Below are 18,508 nucleotides of genomic sequence, written 5' to 3'. Positions count from 1 at the left end.
TCGCGGGAATGACGAGGATCATGTGGTTGGCGTCGTCCTCAGAACTTCACCGTCCCCGTGACGAACACCTGGCGCGGATTGCCGTAATAGGCGGTCAGCACGCCTTCCGTACCCAGCGTGGGAACATAGGCGCCCGCCGCGTTGCGCAGGAACGCGCCCGTGTCCGGGTTCTGCGCGAGGAAGTTGTAGCCCGAGACGATGTAGCGCTTGTCGAACAGGTTGCGGCCGTGGAGGCCGAACGAAAGCATCTTGTTGACCTCCCAATTCAAATTCGCGTCGAAAAGGGTGAAGCCCGGCTGGTCCAGCATCGGCGTGCGTAGTTCGAACTGCTGCGAGGCGCTGCGGTACGACGCGGTAAAGCTCGCCGCTACCTGGCCTTCGCTGCCCACCGGCACCGAATAAGCAATCGTGCCGCTGGCGGTCCAATCGGGGGTGTTCTGGATGCGGCGGCGACTGGCGACATCGATGCCGCGGGAATCGATGAACTGCTTGTAGCGTGCATCGAGATAGCCGACCGACCAGTTGAGGTTGAGCGTACCACCCGGCGCAGCCAGATCGCGCGCCGCGATCAGATTGCCCTCGAACTCCACGCCGCGCATCCGCGCCTTGCCGGCATTGGTGGTGATGCCGATGAACGTCTGCTGCCCGTTGATCGTGGTGCCGATCGACCCCGGCACCTGCACATCGGTGTAATCGGCGTGGAATGCGGCCAACGCGACATTGAGCCGCCGGTCGAACAGCGACGCCTTGTAGCCGATTTCGTAGCTGGTGACGGTTTCGGGATCGAACGACATGAAGTCGTACACCTGCTGCGCGGTGCAGGTGGTGCCGCTGGGCGTTCGGCAGGCGCTGGTTTGGCCGCGCGGATCGAAGCCGCCGCCCTTGAAGCCGTCCGCCCAGCTTGCATACAGCGTGTGATCGCTGCTCGGCTTGAAGCTGATCGAGGCGCGGGGGGTGAACTTCGCAAAGTCGGCGGTACCGCGGAAATCCGAGGTGGTGGCGAACAGCGTGCCGGTGCCGCCGAAGAACGGCGATCCTCCGCCAAGGAAGGTCTGGCGCAGCACGCGCGACTGGCGCTGATCCCAGGTATAGCGGCCACCCGCCGACACGCTGAGCATCGGCGTGATATCGTAGGTGAAATCGCCGAACACGGCCACGGTATCGGTGTTGACGTCGCCGAAGGTCAGCGCGGTCACGCCGCCGGGCAGGCGCACGTCGAACACGGTGCGCGCCTTGGCATCGAGATAATAGACGCCGAGCAGGCCGGAGAAGCTGCCCGTATCCACCAGCAGCTGGGTTTCCTGGCTGAACTGCTTGTTGTTGTAGAAGGCCGGCACGTCGACCTGGACGGCGGCGAGCGCGTCGAAATCGATCGGCGTGGCGCTGTCATCCTTGCGATAGGCGGTGATCGAGCGCAGCGTCAGCCAGTCCGTCGCGTAGAGTTCGGCCAGTCCGGTCACGCCCCAGGCCTTCACGTCCTGGCGCGGCGTGACGAGGCCGCCGCGCGAGTCGAACTTGTCGGCCAGTACCGGCGTGCCGCTGACGATGCCGGGGATCAGGCGATGGCCGCCGCGCGGGTTGCTCTTGTCGTGGGTATAGTCGCCGGAGATGCGGAAGAAGGCGCTGTTGCTGGGCTCGTACTCGATCGTGCCGCGCGCCGCCCACAGATCCTTGTTGTAATTGTCCTGTCCGGTGGTGAGGTTTGTCCCGAAGCCGCCGCGGCTGAGGCGGGCACCGGCTGCGCTGACCTTCAGGCCGGTATCGGCGATCGGCGCGCTGGCGCTGACCACCAGATCGGCCTGGTTGTACGAGCCATAGGCGCCGCGCAGCTGCAGCGAAGGATCGGCACCGATGCGCTTGGTTACATATTTCACCGCGCCGCCAATGGTGTTGCGGCCGTAGAGCGTACCCTGCGGGCCGCGCAGCACCTCGATCCGTTCGACGTCGTAGATGTCGAGCACGGCGGCCTGCGGCCGGTTCAGATAGACGTCGTCGAGATATAGGCCGACACCGGCTTCGAAGCCGGCGACAGGATCCTGCTGGCCGACGCCGCGAATGAAGGCGGAAAGCGTGTTGTTGGTGCCGCGCGAGACTTCCAGCGTCACGTTCGGCACGGCGTTCGTGATATCGGTGATGTCGAGCGCGCCCTGCGCACTCAACTGTTCGCCGCTGATCGCGCTGACGGCGATCGGCACGTCGAGCAGGCTTTCTTCCCGCCGGCGCGCGGTGACGATGATTTCGCCTTCCGCGGGGATGCCGTTGGCAGCGGGTTCCTGGGTGCTGGCAGGCGATTCCTGCGCAAAGGCCGGCGCCGCGGCAAACAGCGCAACGCTGGCGAACAATGCGGCGCGGACGGAACGGTGGCGTGACATGCGATCAATCCTCCCCTGGTTCAACCCGATCTCTTCGTGGGTTGTAAGCCGGTGCGCGAGGCTATACTGAAACCTGAACCGGGTTTCAACTTGGGAGTGAAAGGGGAGGCGGATGAAGGCGGGCCAGCGTGGCATATCGGCCACTTCGGATTCCGACGGCGGCGGATCGGCCAGCGAGGGCAAGGCGCCGCGCACCGAGCGCGGTCGCCGCACGCTGCGGTCGATCCTGGATGCGGCCGCCGCCGAATTCGGCGAGAAAGGCTTTCACGAAGGATCGATCAGCGGCATTACCCGACGCGCGGGCGTGGCGCTCGGCAGCTTCTATACCTATTTCGATTCGAAGGACGCGGTGTTCCGCGCGCTGGTGCGCGACATGAGCGACCAGGTGCGGGAGCATGTCGCCCCCGCGCTACGCGGGGCACGCGACCAGATCGATGCGGAACGCGCCGCGTTGCAAGCCTTTATCGGCTTCGCGCGCACCCACAAGGAAATCTATCGCATCATCGACGAGGCCGAGTTCGTCGACCCGGCCAGCTTCCGCCATCATTATGCCAGCACTGCCGACCGCATCGCCGCCCGGCTGCGGGCGGGGGCCGAGCGCGGCGAGCTGCGCGACGACGTCAGCGAGATCCATGCCTGGGCGATCATGGGCATGAACGTGTTTCTCGGCCTGCGCTACAGCGTATGGGACGACGATACGCCGCCCGAAGCCATTGCCGACGTGGTCGCGCAGCTGCTGGCGCGAGGAATCGGCGCGCCTACTTCTTCGCCAACAGATCCTTGAGGCCGGCCAGCGCGTTCACCGGGCGGTGTTCCTCCTCGCTCTTCACCCCGGCCGCGCGCAGCACCTCGGCCGCGCGGGGGCCGCGCGGATAGGGATCGATCTCCAGCGCCATCGTCTCCGCTGCCGCCTCGCCCAAGTCGATCGCGCCGCCGGTGTAGAAGACGGTGTCGCACTCGTCCTCGGTCAGCTCCACTTCCTCCTCGGCGCCGGCCTCGGGCGCGGCGACGAACCGGATCGCGAAATCCTGTTCGACCTTGGCCGGCAGCGGATCGTCGGTGACCACGCAGGCCTGGGTCAGCCGGGCGGAAACATGGCCGCGCGCCACCACGCCCTGCGCATCGCGGTGCAGGTGGAAGACGGCATCGAGCTTCTCGATCGATTTGAAGCCGAAGCGACGGCTGAGCGCGATACGCTCGTCTTCGGTGGCGGCAATCTCGATGGCGCTTTCGCCCATGCCGATCTTGTCCAGCCGATGGGTTCGGGAAAATTCGGGAGCGTTCATTCGGGCAGTTCTCCGGCGATCACACGGTCGATCGGCAGGGCCGCCAGCGCGTCGCGAAAGGCGCGCAGCCGCGCCTCGACATGGGTGAGCGCGGCGGGCGCGGGTGCCTCGCCACGATAGAGGTTGCGGACCAGCGCAGGACCGAGGTCGCCCTCGGCCAGACCGGTGCGATAGGCGCCGAGCCGGCCGCCCAGCATACCCATCATCCGCCCGACATGCTTGCCGACGATGATGTCGCCGATGCCGATCTCACGCAGCTGGCCGTCCATATCGTCGATAAAGCATTCGGCGAGCGCGGTGCTCGGGGCGATGCCCTTCGGCTCCGTCTCCAGCCGCAGCAGGACCAGGCAGAGCAGCGCCGCGATCATGTCGAACCGGCCGTCCACCGTATCGGGCACGGCGCCTTCGACATACCAGTGCGGTGCGCGGCCGCGCGCGACCACGCCGGCATAGAGCTGCGGCATGGTGCCCCGATCGGGGCGATTGAAGAGCCGCTGGAGCCATTGCATCGCTGTTGTTCGCGCCTTCCTCGGTAGCGACCTTGTTTGGCCGCATTTTGCCGCATATTGAGGCGTTCGGCCCGGGATGCAATCCGCGGGCCGCATGTGTTTGCCTGGAGATCCCGATGTCGCTTCCCGTTCGCACGCTCGGCACCGCCGCGTTGTTGGTCGTGCTCGGCACCACCGCCTGTACGCCGGTGCGGACGCATCAGGGCTATGTGGTCGATCACGATCTGGTCGCTTCGGTGCAGCCGGGGATCGATACGCGCGAATCGGTGGCGCAGATGCTGGGCCAGCCCAGCTTCACCAGCCAGTTCAACGAAGGCGAGTGGTTCTACGTCTCGCGCGACAGCAGCAACTTCGCCTTCCGTAATCCGCGCGTAAAGACGCAGACGACGCTGCGCGTCCGCTTCGATGCGTCGGGCAATGTGGCGGCGGTGGACCAGACCGGCGCGGAACTGGCGGCTTTGATCAGCCCCTATGGCAAGACCACGCCGACGCTCGGCCGCGGCCGCAGCTTCTTCCAGGATCTGTTCGGCAATATCGGTACGGTGGGCGCACCTGGTGCCGGCGCCGGCGGCGGTGGCGGCGGCAATACCGGACCCTAGGCTGAAGCTTTACGGTGGCTGACGAATCGGTTTTCGGATCGTTCAGCCGGCGCGCTCCATCTTCCATCCCATGCCGGCCCAGCTGCCGGCGGGGATCAACGAGGATGGAGGCTCCAATGAAGAAGTTTGTCACCGCAGCGCTGCTGGTTGCCGTTGCCGCACCGGCGATGGTGGTGATGCCGGCAAGCGCGATGGCCCAGTCGCGCGCCGAACTGCGCGGGGACGTGCGCGAGATTCGCAGCGAAAGACGGGATCTGGCGCGCGCCGAGCGGTCGGGCGATCCGCGGCGAATTCGCGAGGAGCGGCGCGATCTGCGCGAGGCGCATCGCGAATTCCGCGAAGACCTGCGCGATCGCGACCGGCGCTGGGCGGACAATGACTGGCGCGTATGGCGCGAACGGCACGGCGACCTGTACGCGCGCGGTTCGTGGCGCGCGCCGTTCCGCTATTCCCGCTTCCAGCCGGGTGCGCGGATCGGACAGGTTTATTACGGGCCGCGCTATGTAATCGCGAGCCCTTGGCGCTACCACCTGCCGCCGGCGGGCGTGAACCGGGTGTGGGTGCGCCACTATGGCGACATGCTGTTGGTGGACCGGCGCCGCGGCCGCGTGATCCGGGTTCTGCCGGGCTTCTACCGATAACAAGAATTCGGCCGGGCACCCCGGGGTGCCCGGCCGTTTCAAGTTTAAGGGGTCTTCCGAAAGGAATAGCCGGTCTGAACGGGTGCGAAGGGGAAAAGTTCCGTATTTTTAATAAGATGATTTTCGTGTCTCATAAGCGGGTGCTGCCGCCGCCCGGGATGCGATCAGCCCGTTCGATCCGAAATGGTGGCATATCGCTCCGCAAGGATGGACGATCCTGTCCTGCATCCTCTACAGCTCTCAACAAGTTACGACGATGATCGCAGGGGGCGCGCAGAGAATCATCGTCGGACGGTCCAAATCGGATTCATCGAGGGGGAACGATGATGATGGCTGCCGTCGATGCAATCGCGCATGAAGTGACGCTATTCGCAGCGGTTTTCATGGCGATCGGGGGTATCGATGACCTGTTGGTCGACCTAATCTATATCACCACCACCTTGTTCTTCAGCGGGCGTGGCAAGCCTGTCGCCGATATCGCGGAGGGGGCACGGGGGAAGCGGTTCGCCATTTTCGTGCCCGCCTGGGACGAATCGGCGGTGATCGAGCCGATGCTGCGCGCGACGCTCGCCCGTTGGCCGGGGAGCGCGTATCACCTCTATGTCGGCACCTATCCTAATGACGCTGCCACCATCGCGGCGGTGGCGCGTGTAGCGGGAGAGGACGTCCGGGTGCGCCTGGTGATAGGCACCCATCCCGGCCCCACCACCAAGGCCGATTGCCTGAACACGCTTTGGCGCGCCCTGCTGCGCGACGAGGCGGCGGCGGGCGCACGGGTCGATGCGATCGTGCTGCACGATGCCGAGGATGTCGTGCATCCGGCCGAACTGCGCGTGTTCGCCGCATGGATCGCGACGCATGGCGCGGTGCAGCTGCCGGTGGTGCCGCTCGTCGCGCCCGGATCGCGGCTGGTCTCCGGCCATTATCTCGACGAGTTCGCACAGGCGCATGGCGCGACGCTGCCGGTGCGCCAGCGCTTGGGTGCGGGCATGCCGCTGGCCGGAGTGGGCTGTGCGATCCGGCGCGACCTGCTGCAGCGGATCGCCGACCGGCGCGGTGCGCCGTTCGATGCCGCCAGCCTCACCGAAGACTATGAGCTGGGGCTCACGCTGCGGGCGCTGGGTGCGCGTTGCGCGTTCGTGCGAGCGTTCGATACGGAGAGCGGCTCGCTCGTCGCGGTACGCGCCTTCTTCCCGGCAACGCTGTCGGCCGCGGTTCGGCAAAAGGCGCGCTGGATGGCCGGGATAGCTCTGGCGGGTTGGGACCGCACCGGCTGGGGGCGATGGCGTGATCTGGGCGACCACTGGATGCGGATGCGCGATCGACGCGTGACGCTGGCGATGCCGGTACTGGCGCTGGCCTATTGCGCATTGATCCTGTGGGGCGTTTCGGGCGCGCTGCACCTGGTCGCCGGTACCGCGCCGCACGGCCTCGAAGGCTGGGCCATGCAATTGCTGACGTTCAACGCCGGCCTGCTCGTCTGGCGGCTGCTGATGCGGGTACTGCTGGTGGGATGTAGCCATGGCTGGCGCGAGGCGGCATGGTCGATCCCGCGGATGCTGGCCGCCAATGCGATTGCGCTGCTCGCCGCGCGCCGCGCCCTTTGGATCTATATCGGCCTGTTGCGGGGAGGGCCGCTGCGCTGGGACAAGACGGCGCACCATTTCCCCGGAGACGCGCTGGAGTCCCGACGGACGGCGGCATGAATCGCGCGGGTAGGGGGCGGCCGCTGCGCTTCGTCGCGGGCGTGCTTGTCGGCTGGATCGGGCTGCGCGTGGCGATGCTGCTGCCGGGAGCTGCGGACCTCGCCTCTGCGGTCGAGCAGGTGCCGGTGCAGCGGCGGCCGCGCGCCGAACCCGTCGCCGCTGCGGTGCCGCAGCCCGTGGCGCCACGCGGCCCGGTACGACGCGTAGCGCAACCCGTTGCTTTGCGAGCCCCATCGCTGCGAGCGGAGATGAAGGCGCCGCCGCTCGCGGAGGCCATTCCAATCCTTCCGATATCCTGGAAGGAGGGACCGTTGGCGGCCGGTCGGCTGGTGGATCCCCTGCCGCAAGCGGAACCCGCTGCCCTCCGGTCCGAACCGGCCGGGATCGGGGACTTGTGGCAGGCGAGCCTATGGCTCGTCGCACGGCCGGGCAGGGGCATCGGCGCCGCGCCCGGCGGCGGCCAGATCGGCGGGAGCCAATATGGACTGCGGATTGCGCGAAGCTTCCACAGCACGCCGCGCCTGGCGGTGACCGCGCGCTTGGCAGGGCCGCTTGCGGGATCCGGGATCGAGGCGGCGCTGGGGTTGGAATGGCGGACCGCATCGCCGGTGCGCGTGCTGGTCGAACGACGCATCGGCCTGGACGGCGCGCCGGGCGGCAGCGGCGTCGGCGTGATCCTGGGGATCGATCGCGCCTTCGGGCGATTGCGCGTCGAAGCCTATGGTCAGGCGGGCGCGGTGCTCCGCGAGCGGGCGGACGGCTATGCCGATGGCGCGGCGCGCCTGACCCGACGCCTGTCGGACGCGCAGGGCACGCAAGTTTCGATCGGCATGGGAGGATGGGGCGCGGCCCAGCGGGATGCGCAGCGCCTCGATGTGGGGCCGTCGTTGCTGCTGAGCGTGCCGCTGGGCGGCAGTCGGGCACGGATCGCGCTCGATTGGCGACAGCGGATCGCAGGTAACATCCGGCCTGGATCGGGGCTGGCATTGTCGATCGGCAGCGATTTCTGATCGCGAAAGCGCCGACGGACGTGGCTTCGCCCTTTCGCAGCCATGTGCAAAGCGAGTAGAGCTAGGCACGCATGGATCTCTATCTCCCGATCGCCAACCTGTCGGTCAACGCGCTGTTCATCGTCGCCCTTGGGCTCGGCGTCGGCCTGTTGTCGGGCATGTTCGGGGTCGGCGGGGGCTTCCTCACCACGCCGCTGCTGATCTTTTACGGCATTCCGCCGACTGTCGCCGCCGCCTCTGCCGCCAGCCAGGTGACGGGCGCCAGCGTTTCGGGGGTCTTCGCCCATCTCCGCCGCAAGGGAGTGGACCTGCAGATGGGCGCAGTGCTGGTTGCCGGGGGCATCCTCGGCAGCATCATGGGTGCGTGGCTGTTCACGGTGCTTCAGGCGAGCGGGCAGATCGATGTGGTGATCGGCGTGCTCTATGTCGTGCTGCTCGGATCGATCGGCGGGCTGATGTTCCGCGAGTCGGTCGGCGTGATCCGCGTCTCGCGGGGCAAGGCCGTGGCCAAGGCACGCAAGCGGCGGCATCATCCGATGGTGGCGGCGTTGCCGTTCCGCTGGCGCTTCTACGCCTCCGGTCTCTACATCTCGCCGCTGGCGCCGCTGCTGCTCGGCTTCTTTACCGGCATTCTCACCATGTTGCTCGGTGTGGGCGGCGGCTTCATCCTGGTGCCGGCGATGCTCTACATCCTGGGCATGGGCACGCAGACGGTGGTCGGCACCTCGCTGTTCCAGACGCTGTTCACCACGGCGGTCGCAACGATGGTGCATGCCACTACCACCAAGGCGGTGGATATCGTGCTTGCGATCCTGCTGCTGCTGGGATCGGTTATCGGCGCGCAGCTCGGTGCCCGCTTCGCCGCCAAGGCAAAGCCCGAATATCTGCGGCTGTTGCTCGCCGTGATCGTGCTGGGCGTGGCAGCGCGGATGCTGCTAGGCCTCGCCTGGCGGCCCGACGAAATCTATTCGGTGACCGCGGCGTGAGACGCGCAGGGTTTCTGGCGCTGCTTGCCCCGTTGGTGATGGGGCAGGCCAAGCCGGAACTGGTGCCGGACGTTTCGCAGCGCGACATCGAGATCGCGTACAGCTTTACCGGCGCGGAGCTGCTGCTGTTCGGCGCAATCCTCTATCCCGGCGGCCATGCCACGGCGCAGGGCCAGAAGCCGGCCGATGTGGTGGTGGTGGTGAAAGGGCCGACCGAATCGGTGGTGGTCCGCGAAAAGAGCAAGGTAGCGGGCATCTGGGTGAACGCCGATCAGATGCGCTATCGCTCGGCACCCAGCTTCTACGCCATGGCCTCGTCGCGTCCGATCAACGAGCTGGTCGACGAGCGCACCCGCGCGATCTACGAACTGGGGTTGGAAAGCCTGCAGCTGTCGCCCGCCTCCGCCGCTTCGCCGGACGTGCAGGCACGGTTCGATCGCGGCTTCGTCGATCTCAAGCAGCGCAGCCGGCTGTTCTACGAAGCACCGCGCGCCGTGGAGATTACCGACGGCGTCCTGTATCGCGCCCGGCTGACCATCCCGGCACGGGTGCCGGTGGGCCGCTTCACCGCAGAGACCTTCCTGATCCGCGACGGCCGCGTGCTCGCCGCGGCGGTCCGCCCGATCGAGATCCGCAAATCGGGCTTCGAGCGGTTCGTCGCGACCAGCGCCGACCAGCATTCGATTGTCTATGGCCTGGTCGCCGTCGGTGTATCGTTCCTGTTCGGCTGGGGCGCGGGCGCGCTCTGGCGGCGATTCTGAGCGCCTGCCACACGCAATCTTTACTTCGGCCGGTCCATGCAGTGTTTCCTTTTTGGGGGAAGGACGATGGAAGGCGTGTCCAGCAGGCTAGTGTTCGAACCGGATGCAGCCAACGCGATTCCGCCTTCTGCGGCTGCGCTTGTCCCGATCGGGGCGGTGCTGCAAATCGGCGGCGCGTCCAGCGAAGTGCTGCTCGATCCGGCCGCGCTCGACGCGCTCGCGGCCCATGCCGATACGCTGCTGGCGCAGGCCGGGCAGGTGGGAACGCCCGTGAAGATCCGCGTCGGCACGCGCTGGTTAGTGGCGAGCCTCCGCACCGCCCGGCTTGACGAGGCGGGCCGTATCGCCGCGCAGATCGATCTGCTGGGAGAGGGCGACGAGGAACGGCTGACCGGCAGGCTCCATCGCTTCCATCGGGGCGTGACACGCTATCCGCTGCCGGGTGCGGCGGTGTTCGCCATGCCGGCCGCCGATTTGCGCGACGTGTATGCGGCGGAGTCCAGCGTCCATATCGACGTAGGCACGGTCTACCCGACCCGGGACATCCGCGCCGCCCTTGCGGTGGATGCGCTGCTCGGTCGGCATTTCGCCCTGCTCGGCTCCACCGGCACCGGCAAGTCTACGGCGGCGGCGCTGCTGCTCCACCGAATCTGCGCGCTGGCGCCGCAAGGCCATATCGTCATGATCGATCCGCACGGCGAATATGGCAGCGCCTTCGCCGAACAGGGCGCGTTGTTCGACGTGTCGAACCTGCAACTGCCCTATTGGCTGATGAACTTCGAGGAACATTGCGAGGTGTTCCTCACCGCCGCGGGGCCGGAACGGCAGGTGGATGCCGATATCCTCGCCAAATGCCTGCTCGCCGCGCGGGCCAGGAACCGGCTCGGGCAGGAGATCGGCAAGCTCACGGTCGACGCGCCGGTACCCTATCTGCTCTCGGACCTGACCAACGCGCTTACGCAGGAAATGGGCCGCATCGACAAGGCGACCGATACCGCGCCTTATCTTCGCCTGCGCGCCAAGATTGACGAGGTGAAGGGCGACCCGCGCTACGCCTTCATGTTCTCCGGCATGTTGGTGGCGGATACGATGGCCGGCTTCCTCGCGCGCATCTTCCGTCTGCCGGGCGGCGGCAAGCCGATCTCGATCATCGATGTTTCCGGCGTGCCGAGCGAGATCACCGCTGTCGTGGTCGCCGTGCTCAGCCGCCTCGTCTTCGATTTCGCGATCTGGTCGCGCGGAGAGGCGCGGCGACCGGTGCTGCTCGTGTGCGAGGAAGCGCACCGCTATGTGCCCAGCGAAGGCGCCGCCTTGGGCTCCTCCGTCGGGCGCATCCTCAGTCGCATTGCGAAGGAAGGCCGGAAGTACGGCGTCTCGCTGGGTCTGATCACTCAGCGGCCCTCGGACTTGGCCGAAGGCGTGCTTTCGCAGTGCGGCACGATTCTGACGATGCGGCTCAACAACGAGCGCGACCAGGCGTTCGTACGCGCCGCCATGCCGGAAGGAACCCGTGGCTTTCTCGACGCGGTGCCGGCGCTGCGGAACCGCGAATGTATCGCGGTCGGCGAAGGCGTGGCCACGCCGGTGCGGCTGGTGTTCGACGAGCTGGAGCCTAGCAAGCGCCCAGCCTCCGACGATCCGCACTTCTCTACCCTCTGGCGCGAGGCGGGTGGAGAGGAGGCGATGCTGGAGCGCACGATCCGCCGCTGGCGCGCCCAAGGACGCTGACCGGCGTTCCTTAGGGAAAGGCTATTCGGCGTCCTCGGGCTGGGCGCCATGCCCCACCGGCACCGCCATGAGGCTGCGCAGCCGCGCCTGGAACGCCCCCAGCGCGCCGCCGGTCAGGCGCCGTACCGAGACGAACGACACGCCGCGCGGATTAACGGCGGCGCCGTTGCGGGTCGTTTCGAAATGGAGATGCGGGCCGGTCGACAAGCCCGAATTGCCGCTGCGGGCGATCTGCTGGCCCTTGCGCACCGATTGTCCCGGACGGACCAGGATCTTGCTCAGATGCGCATAGCCTGTGCCGAATCCGCTGCCATGATCGATGCGGACAAGGTTGCCATAGCCGGCGGAGCGGCCAGCCACACGCACCACGCCATCGACCGCCGCATAGACGGGGGACCCGTAAGGCGCGGCGATGTCGATCCCCTTGTGCATCCGGTTGAAGCCGAGGATCGGATGCGTCCGCATGCCGAAGGCGGAGGAGAAGCGGCCATTGACCGGCATCGTCATCATGCCGGTTTTGCCGCCCGTGCCACCGGCATCGAACCATTCGGTCTTGCCGCCGCTTTCCCAAGGGGCCAGCTTGATGCCGTTGGCGCAGCCGGTGACGCCGGCATACATCAGCTGGCCATATTGCACTTCGCCCGTTGCGGCGCGCGCCTGACCCAGGATCAGGTCGAACTTGCACGAAGCGCCCAGTCGCGACACGGGGACCCGGCTGGAAACGGTGCGCAGGAACGCCTCAACCGCCTTCGCGGGGGCACCGGCGGCGCGGGCGGAGCGATAGAGGCTGGATCCGATCAGCCCCTGGACACGCAGCGGTGTCCTATCGATCGCGATCGGAATCGATTTGATGGCGAGTGCCGCGCCGGTGCGGGTGATCTCGATCCGCCGATCGAATGCAGCACGGAAGGCGAGCCGCTCCAGCGGGCGTGGCTGCGACTTGTCCGGCCGCCGGCCGAGCGTCATCTCCAGCAGGGTGTTGCGCTGGATGCTGCCCAGCGGCATCGCATCGGCGACCAGGCGCGCGGCAATCCCGGCATCGGCTTCGCCCACGCCGGACCGTTGCAGCACACTGCGCAGCATCGTGCCGCTTCCCAGCTTCGCTTCGTGCTCGATGATCGGCCGTTCGGGCGTGTCGCCTAGCGGTTGGACAAGGCGCGTGGGCGCGGCATGAATGCCGGTGCGCGACCCGCTGGCGAGCGGCGCGATCGCCTGCGCCTGCTGCGCCTGTTCGGCCTTGCCGGAAAGCGGGGCGGGGGCGATGCCCAGGATCGGCTGGTCGACGCTGGGCGCCAGCATCCAGGTGGCAGCGCATAGCGCAGCACAGGTCGCGGCGCCGCGGAACCAGGTGGGCGATCCGATGTCGGCGCCAAGATCGGGAACGAGATCGAGCCCGGCGAGGCGATGGCCCAGCTTCGCAGGCACCACGGCAGGGATCGCGCGCGCCAGACCGCCGCCGCCACCGGCAAGGCCCGAGCCATGATCGTCGCGAAAGAACAAGCGATGCTGCCTTTGATGCCCGATTGCGCGCGGCATGAAGCGACGCGTCCATCGAAGGACTCTGGGTTTGGGGCCTTAAAGTCAAATTAAGTTCGCCAGCTTCGGCAGTTGTTCGCGCCAGTCCGTGCGGAAGCTGCGCCGAAACGGCCGATTCGGCCGAAACCGGCGCGGGAGCGCGGAAAAGCCGGCGCGGGGGAGTTGCCTTACGCGACGTGCGCGACGATCTTGGACGGCAACATGAGCCAGTTCGCCCGTTCGCCCGTCACGGCAGTGCTTGGGCCCACCAATACCGGCAAGACCCACCTCGCGGTCGAACGGATGTGCGGCCATGCCAGCGGCATGATCGGGTTCCCGCTGCGGCTGCTAGCGCGCGAGGTCTACGACCGGGTCGTGCGGATGAAGGGTCCCACCGAAGTCGCGCTGATCACCGGCGAGGAGAAGATCCTGCCGCCCAAGGCCCGCTGGTTCTGCTGTACGGCGGAGAGCATGCCGCTGGAACGCGAGACGGCGTTCGTTGCGCTCGACGAAGCGCAGCTGGGCGCCGATCCGGAGCGCGGCCATGTCTTCACCGATCGGCTGCTGCGCGCGCGGGGCCGCGAGGAGACCATGATTCTGGGCTCGGACAGTCTGCGGCCGATGCTGAAGGCGCTGGTGCCGGAAGCCGAGATCGTCGGCCGGCCGCGCTTCTCCACGCTCAGCTATGCCGGTGCCAAGAAGCTGTCCCGCCTGCCGCGCCGCTCGGCGATCGTCGCCTTCTCGGCCGAGGAAGTCTATGCCGTGGCCGAGGCGCTGCGCCGCCTGCGGGGCGGTGCGGCCGTGGTGATGGGAGCGCTGTCCCCGCGCACCCGCAACGCCCAGGTGGCGATGTTCCAGGCGGGCGAGGTCGATTATCTCGTCGCCACCGATGCGATCGGCATGGGGCTCAACATGGATGTCCACCATGTCGCCTTCGCCTCGCTCCACAAGTTCGACGGGCGGCGCCAGCGGCGGCTGACCATCGCCGAGATGGCGCAGATCGCCGGTCGCGCCGGGCGCCACCAGAAGGACGGCACTTTCGGCGCGCTGCACGAAGAGGGGCCGAGCGCCTTCACGCCCGAGGAAGTGCTGGCGATCGAGGGCCATCAGGTGCCGAAGCTCGAGCATCTCTATTGGCGGCAGGGCGAGCCGGACTTTTCCAGTATCGATGCGCTGGTCGCCAGCCTGGAGGCCCGGCCTCAGGCCGAGGTGCTGCGCGCTGCCCCCCAGGCTACCGACCTGGCGGTGCTCAAACGCCTGGCCGACGAGGACTGGGTCCGCGCGCGGGTGCGCAGCCCGCGCATGGTGGCGCGGCTCTGGGCGGCGTGCGGCCTGCCGGATTTCCGCAAGCTGGGCGTCGATCCCCATGCGCGCTTCGTCGGGCGCATCTTCGGGCACCTTTCCGAAGGGCGCGGGCATCTGCCGCATCAATGGTTCGCCGACGAGATCCAGCGGCTCGATAATATGGGCGGCGATGTCGAGACGCTCGCCGGCCGCATCGCCGCGGCGAGAAGCTGGGCCTATATCGCCCACCGCGCCGATTGGCTGGAGCAGCCTGCGCACTGGGCCGAGCGGACCCGCGCGATCGAGGAGAAGCTGTCCGACGCGCTGCATGCCAGCCTAACCCAGCGCTTTGTGGACAAGCGCACCACGGTGCTGCTGCGCCAGATCGGCGCGGACGCTTCCACGCTGCCGGTGACGATCGGCCCTGAAGGCGAAGTGAGCGTCGAGGAGCATCCGCTCGGCACGCTGGAAGGCTTCCGTTTCAAGGTCGCCGCCGAGGCCCGGGCGGGCGACAAGCGGATGCTGCTCGCCGCCGCCGAGAAGCGGCTCGCGGGGGAATATCGCCGCCGCGGCTCCGCGTTGGCGGACGCGCCGGACGGCGAGCTGGCGCAGATCGGCACCGCGATCCACTGGCGCGGCCACGATGTCGCGCTGCTCAAGCCGGGCGCAAACCTGGTGCGGCCGCGCGTGCAGCTCGATCGTGCGCTCGATGTGCTGGACCCGCAAGCCAAGACCGCCGTGCAGACGCGGCTGGAGCGCTGGTTCGCCGAGCGGGTGCAGGCCGATCTTCCGGTTCTTGCCAAGCTCGACGCGATCACCCGGGAGGAAGCGGCAGGGGCCCCCTTGCGCGCGCTCGCGACTGCGCTGCTCGAACAGGGCGGCCTCCTGCCCCGCCGCGCGGCGGGCGGGATGCTGGAAGCGCTCGACGGCTCGGCGCGCCACCGGCTGCGCAAGATCGGCATGACGATCGGAACGCTCGACGTGTTCGCACCTTCGCTGCTCAAGCCGCGTGCCGCCGCCCGTCGCCGCGCGCTGATGGGGCTGGAGCAGGTGCCGCCCGATGCCGCCGTCGTGCTGCCGCGCGACGCCGCAGGCGCGGATCTCGCCCATGGATTTCGCCCCTTCGGCGCGCAGGCGGTGCGTGTCGACCTGGTCGAGCGTATCGCCCGCGCCGCGCACGAAGCGCGCCAGGGCCGCAAGCCCTTCGCGCCCGATCCGGCACTTGCTACCTCGATCGGCCTCAAGCCGGAGACGATCGCCCGGCTGATGGCACAGCTCGGCTTCCGCACCGCGCGCGGCGACGCCGACGCCCCGCAGCGTTGGATTTGGCAGGGACTGACCCCGCTTGCCAAGCCCAAGCCGGTCGTAGCGCCCGGCAACGCCTTCGCCGCGCTGGCAGCGCTGCGCAATGGCTGAACCGCAAGGCCATGGCCCGGCGATGCGGCTAGATCGCTTCCTCTGGTACGCGCGGATCGTGAAGACTCGCAGCGGGGCGCAGGCGTTGTGCGAAAAGGGGCTGCTGCGGATCGATGGTCGCCGGGTGGAGCGATCTTCCGCCTCGGTGCGGGTCGGTGCGATTCTGGCCTTTCCGATTCTGGGCAAGGTACGGGTGCTGCGCGTCACCGCGCTGCCGATCCGGCGGGGCCCGCCGGGCGAGGCGCGGGGTTGTTACGAGGATCTCGTGACCGATCCCGGCGTTCAGAGTGTGTCCCGAGATTGACGTGCGCGCCTCCCGCGCATAGCAGGACCCCCGCATTGATCGTTCGCAACCAAGGACTGTTTCTCCCATGACCTATGTCGTCACCGACGCATGCATCCGGTGCAAGTACATGGATTGTGTCGAGGTTTGTCCGGTGGACTGCTTCTATGAAGGCGAGAACATGCTCGTCATCAACCCCAGCGAGTGCATCGATTGCGGCGTGTGCGAGCCCGAGTGCCCCGCAGAGGCGATCCTGCCGGATACCGAAAACGGCCTGGAAAAGTGGCTCGAGCTGAACCGTGTCTATTCGGAGCAGTGGCCCAACATCACCATCAAGGGCGAAGCGCCTGCCGATGCGGATGCGATGAAGGCCGAGGCGGACAAGTTCGACAAATATTTCTCGCCCAATCCCGGCAGCGGATCCTGATCCCGGCGGCAGTCGCCGGAATACCGCCAACCGCGCCCGATTTGGGCCACGTCGTGCAGTTTTCTGTGCGGCGCTGGTGACGTTTGGCTGGTAATTTTATTACGAGCATGTTAAAAGGACTGCGACGGAGGCATTTAGACTCGCTTCCGCCCGGAGACGCTAGCGTATGCCCCGATCCAGCCTATCCGCCGCGCCTCGCGGTTCCGGACGGGCTCCGCAATCCCACCGGGGCCGGTAATTCACGAAAGGTTCCTCGCACATGGCTGCAAAGGCGCTGTCCTTCGACGTCGGCGATTATGTCGTTTACCCCAAGCACGGTGTTGGCCGTGTTATCGAGCTGCAGAAGCAGGAAATTGCAGGCATGCAGCTCGAGCTCTACGTACTTCGTTTCGAAAAAGAGAAAATGACGCTGCGCGTACCGACCAACAAGGCGGAAAGCGTTGGCATGCGCAAGCTCTCCAGCGACAAGACGCTGCGCGAAGCGCTCGACACGTTGAAGGGCAAGCCCAAGGTCAAGCGTACCATGTGGTCGCGCCGCGCCCAGGAATATGAAGCGAAGATCAACTCGGGCGACCTAGTGTCGATCGCCGAAGTGGTGCGCGATCTGTTCCGTGCGGACGACCAGCCCGAGCAGAGCTATTCCGAACGCCAGATCTTTGAAGGTGCGGCCAGCCGCCTCGCGCGCGAACTCGCCGCGATGGAAGAGCTGACCGAGCCGGCGGCGCTGGAGAAGATCCTGGATATCCTGCGCAAGGCCGCGGCGATCCACAACAAGGACAAGATTCCCGCCTGATTGGGCGCGGAACGGGTCGGATCAAAAGGGGGCGGGCCAAATCGGCCGCGCCCCCTTTTCGTTACCGTTCGATCGTGTATTATACCGGCAACACACGATCGGGAGGTTTCTCATGCGTCTGTTGCCAGCCCTTGTCCTGCTGCCCCTCGCCACCGCCTGCAACGCGAGCTGGGGAAATAGCGGCGCCAAGGTTGAGGGAAGCGGCACCGGCGGCACGCGCAGCTTCGCCGCCAGCGGCTTCACCGGCGTGGCACTTAAAAGTTCGGACGATGTGGATGTGCGCATCGGCAACGCCTTTTCGGTCCAGGCGGAAGGGGATCCCAAGGTACTCGATCAGCTCGACATCCGCCTCGACGGCGATACGCTGCAAGTCGGGCGCAAGAGCGGCGGCAGCAGTTGGCTCGGCGGCGGCGATCGCGGGGCGAAGATCCATGTCGTATTGCCGAAGCTGACCGATGCCGTGGTGGCGGGTTCGGGCACGATGCGGGTCGATCGCGCGGAAGGCGCCTTTGACGGCGCCGTGGCAGGATCGGGTGACCTCGATATCGCCGCGCTTTCGGCGAACAAGGCATCGCTGTCGATCGCCGGTTCGGGCAACATCACCGTTGCAGGGCGCGCGGAGTCGCTGGATGTTTCCGTGGCGGGATCGGGCGATCTCCACGGCGAGAGTCTGACCGCAAAGGGTGCAGACATCTCGATTGCGGGATCGGGCAATGTGCGCGCGAACGTGCCGGGCGCGGCCTCCATCGCAATCCTGGGCTCAGGCGATGTCGAACTGCGCGGCGGCGCCAAGTGCGACGTCAGCAAAGTGGGCTCGGGTGCGGCGAAGTGTTCGTGAGATGATCGGTGTCGAAGCTCCCGCCGCCAGCGGGAGCGTTCTCGCGCTCGCTCCGCGGTGCTGCCCTACGCGACGGCGACCAGGCGCGGGCAGATCGCTTTCAACTCCGCCGGAAATAGGCCGATGGCGTGACGCCGAGTGAGCGTTTGAAGAAGGCGATGAAGGCACTGACGCTGTCATAGCCCAGATCCAGCGCGACGGTAGTGACGGCGCGCCCCTCCTATCTGGATCGGAAAAGCCTGCCTACGCCGGGGCAAATGCTCGCCGCCATGACCCAGCAGGACGCGTCTGCCAAGGAGGCCATCGACGCGCACTATGCGCATGGTGTGCGCAACGATCTGTACGGCTGATGCC

19 protein-coding genes are annotated in these 18,508 nt (G+C 67.2%); 14 read left to right on the top strand and 5 right to left on the bottom strand.

The window, feature by feature from the left end:
- Positions 1–38: 38 nt before the first annotated feature.
- Positions 39–2,372: a TonB-dependent receptor gene (locus B215_RS0100265; protein WP_026008788.1), complete on the bottom strand. Its 2,334-nt coding sequence runs from the start codon at positions 2,370–2,372 to the stop codon at positions 39–41.
- A gap of 112 nt (positions 2,373–2,484) precedes the next feature.
- Between B215_RS0100265 and B215_RS0100260 the strand changes: the two genes are divergently transcribed.
- Positions 2,485–3,156, top strand: coding sequence for a TetR/AcrR family transcriptional regulator (locus tag B215_RS0100260; RefSeq protein WP_019367616.1), 672 nt, complete (start codon positions 2,485–2,487; stop codon positions 3,154–3,156).
- Here B215_RS0100260 and B215_RS0100255 read toward each other — a convergent pair.
- Together B215_RS0100255 and B215_RS0100250 are read right to left on the bottom strand one after the other, a co-directional pair.
- Entirely contained in the window at positions 3,131–3,658 is a 528-nt protein-coding gene (locus B215_RS0100255) for a YceD family protein (protein WP_019367615.1), read from the bottom strand. The genes B215_RS0100260 and B215_RS0100255 overlap by 26 nt on opposite strands.
- Complete coding sequence (locus B215_RS0100250) at positions 3,655–4,167, bottom strand: ubiquinol-cytochrome C chaperone family protein (RefSeq protein ID WP_019367614.1); 513 nt, start codon at positions 4,165–4,167, stop codon at positions 3,655–3,657. The genes B215_RS0100255 and B215_RS0100250 overlap by 4 nt, the downstream gene beginning before the upstream one ends.
- Positions 4,168–4,283: 116 nt before the next feature.
- Between B215_RS0100250 and B215_RS0100245 the strand changes: the two genes are divergently transcribed.
- From B215_RS0100245 to B215_RS0100215, 7 genes are all read left to right on the top strand, one after another.
- The gene (locus B215_RS0100245; protein ID WP_019367613.1) at positions 4,284–4,766 is read left to right on the top strand and encodes an outer membrane protein assembly factor BamE; all 483 of its coding nucleotides are present in this window, start codon (positions 4,284–4,286) and stop codon (positions 4,764–4,766) included.
- A 116-nt stretch (positions 4,767–4,882) separates the two neighbouring features.
- Positions 4,883–5,407: an RcnB family protein gene (locus B215_RS0100240; RefSeq protein ID WP_019367612.1), complete on the top strand. Its 525-nt coding sequence runs from the start codon at positions 4,883–4,885 to the stop codon at positions 5,405–5,407.
- Between the two features lie 323 nt (positions 5,408–5,730).
- On the top strand, positions 5,731–7,113 hold the full coding sequence (locus B215_RS0100235) for a glycosyl transferase family protein (protein WP_019367611.1): 1,383 nt from the start codon (positions 5,731–5,733) through the stop codon (positions 7,111–7,113).
- Positions 7,110–8,123, top strand: a complete 1,014-nt coding sequence (locus tag B215_RS20500) for a hypothetical protein (RefSeq protein WP_019367610.1) — start codon at positions 7,110–7,112, stop codon at positions 8,121–8,123. Before B215_RS0100235 ends, B215_RS20500 begins: the two co-directional genes overlap by 4 nt.
- 71 nt (positions 8,124–8,194) lie before the next feature.
- Positions 8,195–9,109 carry a sulfite exporter TauE/SafE family protein gene (locus B215_RS0100225; RefSeq protein ID WP_019367609.1) on the top strand — a complete coding sequence of 305 codons (915 nt, stop codon included), beginning with the start codon at positions 8,195–8,197 and terminating at the stop codon, positions 9,107–9,109.
- Between the two features lie 38 nt (positions 9,110–9,147).
- On the top strand, positions 9,148–9,870 hold the full coding sequence (locus B215_RS0100220; RefSeq protein ID WP_019367608.1) for a TIGR02186 family protein: 723 nt from the start codon (positions 9,148–9,150) through the stop codon (positions 9,868–9,870).
- 66 nt (positions 9,871–9,936) lie between these two features.
- Positions 9,937–11,598 (top strand): ATP-binding protein, encoded by a 1,662-nt coding sequence (locus B215_RS0100215; protein ID WP_019367607.1) that lies wholly within the window; start codon positions 9,937–9,939, stop codon positions 11,596–11,598.
- Between the two features lie 21 nt (positions 11,599–11,619).
- Here the strand turns inward: B215_RS0100215 and B215_RS0100210 are convergent, their stop codons facing one another.
- Positions 11,620–13,098: a M23 family metallopeptidase gene (locus tag B215_RS0100210; RefSeq protein ID WP_037512627.1), complete on the bottom strand. Its 1,479-nt coding sequence runs from the start codon at positions 13,096–13,098 to the stop codon at positions 11,620–11,622.
- Positions 13,099–13,335: 237 nt separating this feature from the next.
- Here B215_RS0100210 and B215_RS0100205 point away from each other — a divergent pair, with 237 nt between their 5' ends.
- The 5 genes from B215_RS0100205 (at position 13,336) to B215_RS0100185 (ending at position 18,154) form a co-directional block, all read left to right on the top strand.
- Positions 13,336–15,813: a helicase-related protein gene (locus B215_RS0100205; RefSeq protein WP_019367605.1), complete on the top strand. Its 2,478-nt coding sequence runs from the start codon at positions 13,336–13,338 to the stop codon at positions 15,811–15,813.
- Positions 15,806–16,117: an RNA-binding S4 domain-containing protein gene (locus B215_RS0100200; RefSeq protein WP_019367604.1), complete on the top strand. Its 312-nt coding sequence runs from the start codon at positions 15,806–15,808 to the stop codon at positions 16,115–16,117. Before B215_RS0100205 ends, B215_RS0100200 begins: the two co-directional genes overlap by 8 nt.
- Before the next feature lie 67 nt (positions 16,118–16,184).
- Complete coding sequence (gene fdxA / locus B215_RS0100195; protein ID WP_019367603.1) at positions 16,185–16,523, top strand: ferredoxin FdxA; 339 nt, start codon at positions 16,185–16,187, stop codon at positions 16,521–16,523.
- A 259-nt stretch (positions 16,524–16,782) separates the two neighbouring features.
- A complete protein-coding gene (locus tag B215_RS0100190) occupies positions 16,783–17,316 on the top strand; it encodes a CarD family transcriptional regulator (RefSeq protein WP_019367602.1) in 534 nt (177 codons plus the stop codon).
- Positions 17,317–17,428: 112 nt separating this feature from the next.
- The gene (locus B215_RS0100185; RefSeq protein ID WP_019367601.1) at positions 17,429–18,154 is read left to right on the top strand and encodes a head GIN domain-containing protein; all 726 of its coding nucleotides are present in this window, start codon (positions 17,429–17,431) and stop codon (positions 18,152–18,154) included.
- Positions 18,155–18,254: 100 nt separating this feature from the next.
- On the opposite strand, the gene B215_RS20750 is transcribed toward B215_RS0100185, so the two are convergent.
- Positions 18,255–18,341: a helix-turn-helix domain-containing protein gene (locus B215_RS20750; RefSeq protein ID WP_236704523.1), complete on the bottom strand. Its 87-nt coding sequence runs from the start codon at positions 18,339–18,341 to the stop codon at positions 18,255–18,257.
- A 16-nt stretch (positions 18,342–18,357) separates the two neighbouring features.
- On the opposite strand from B215_RS20750, the gene B215_RS20745 reads away from it, so the two are divergent.
- Positions 18,358–18,504 (top strand): hypothetical protein, encoded by a 147-nt coding sequence (locus B215_RS20745; RefSeq protein ID WP_201785402.1) that lies wholly within the window; start codon positions 18,358–18,360, stop codon positions 18,502–18,504.
- Positions 18,505–18,508 lie beyond the last annotated feature (4 nt).

It is taken from the genome of Sphingomonas sp. ATCC 31555, from assembly GCF_000282895.1.
In the GTDB taxonomy this organism is placed as follows: Bacteria; Pseudomonadota; Alphaproteobacteria; order Sphingomonadales; family Sphingomonadaceae; genus Sphingomonas.
The sequence above is the reverse complement of the archived record's forward strand: the minus strand, read 5'-3'. Positions and strand labels throughout refer to the sequence as shown.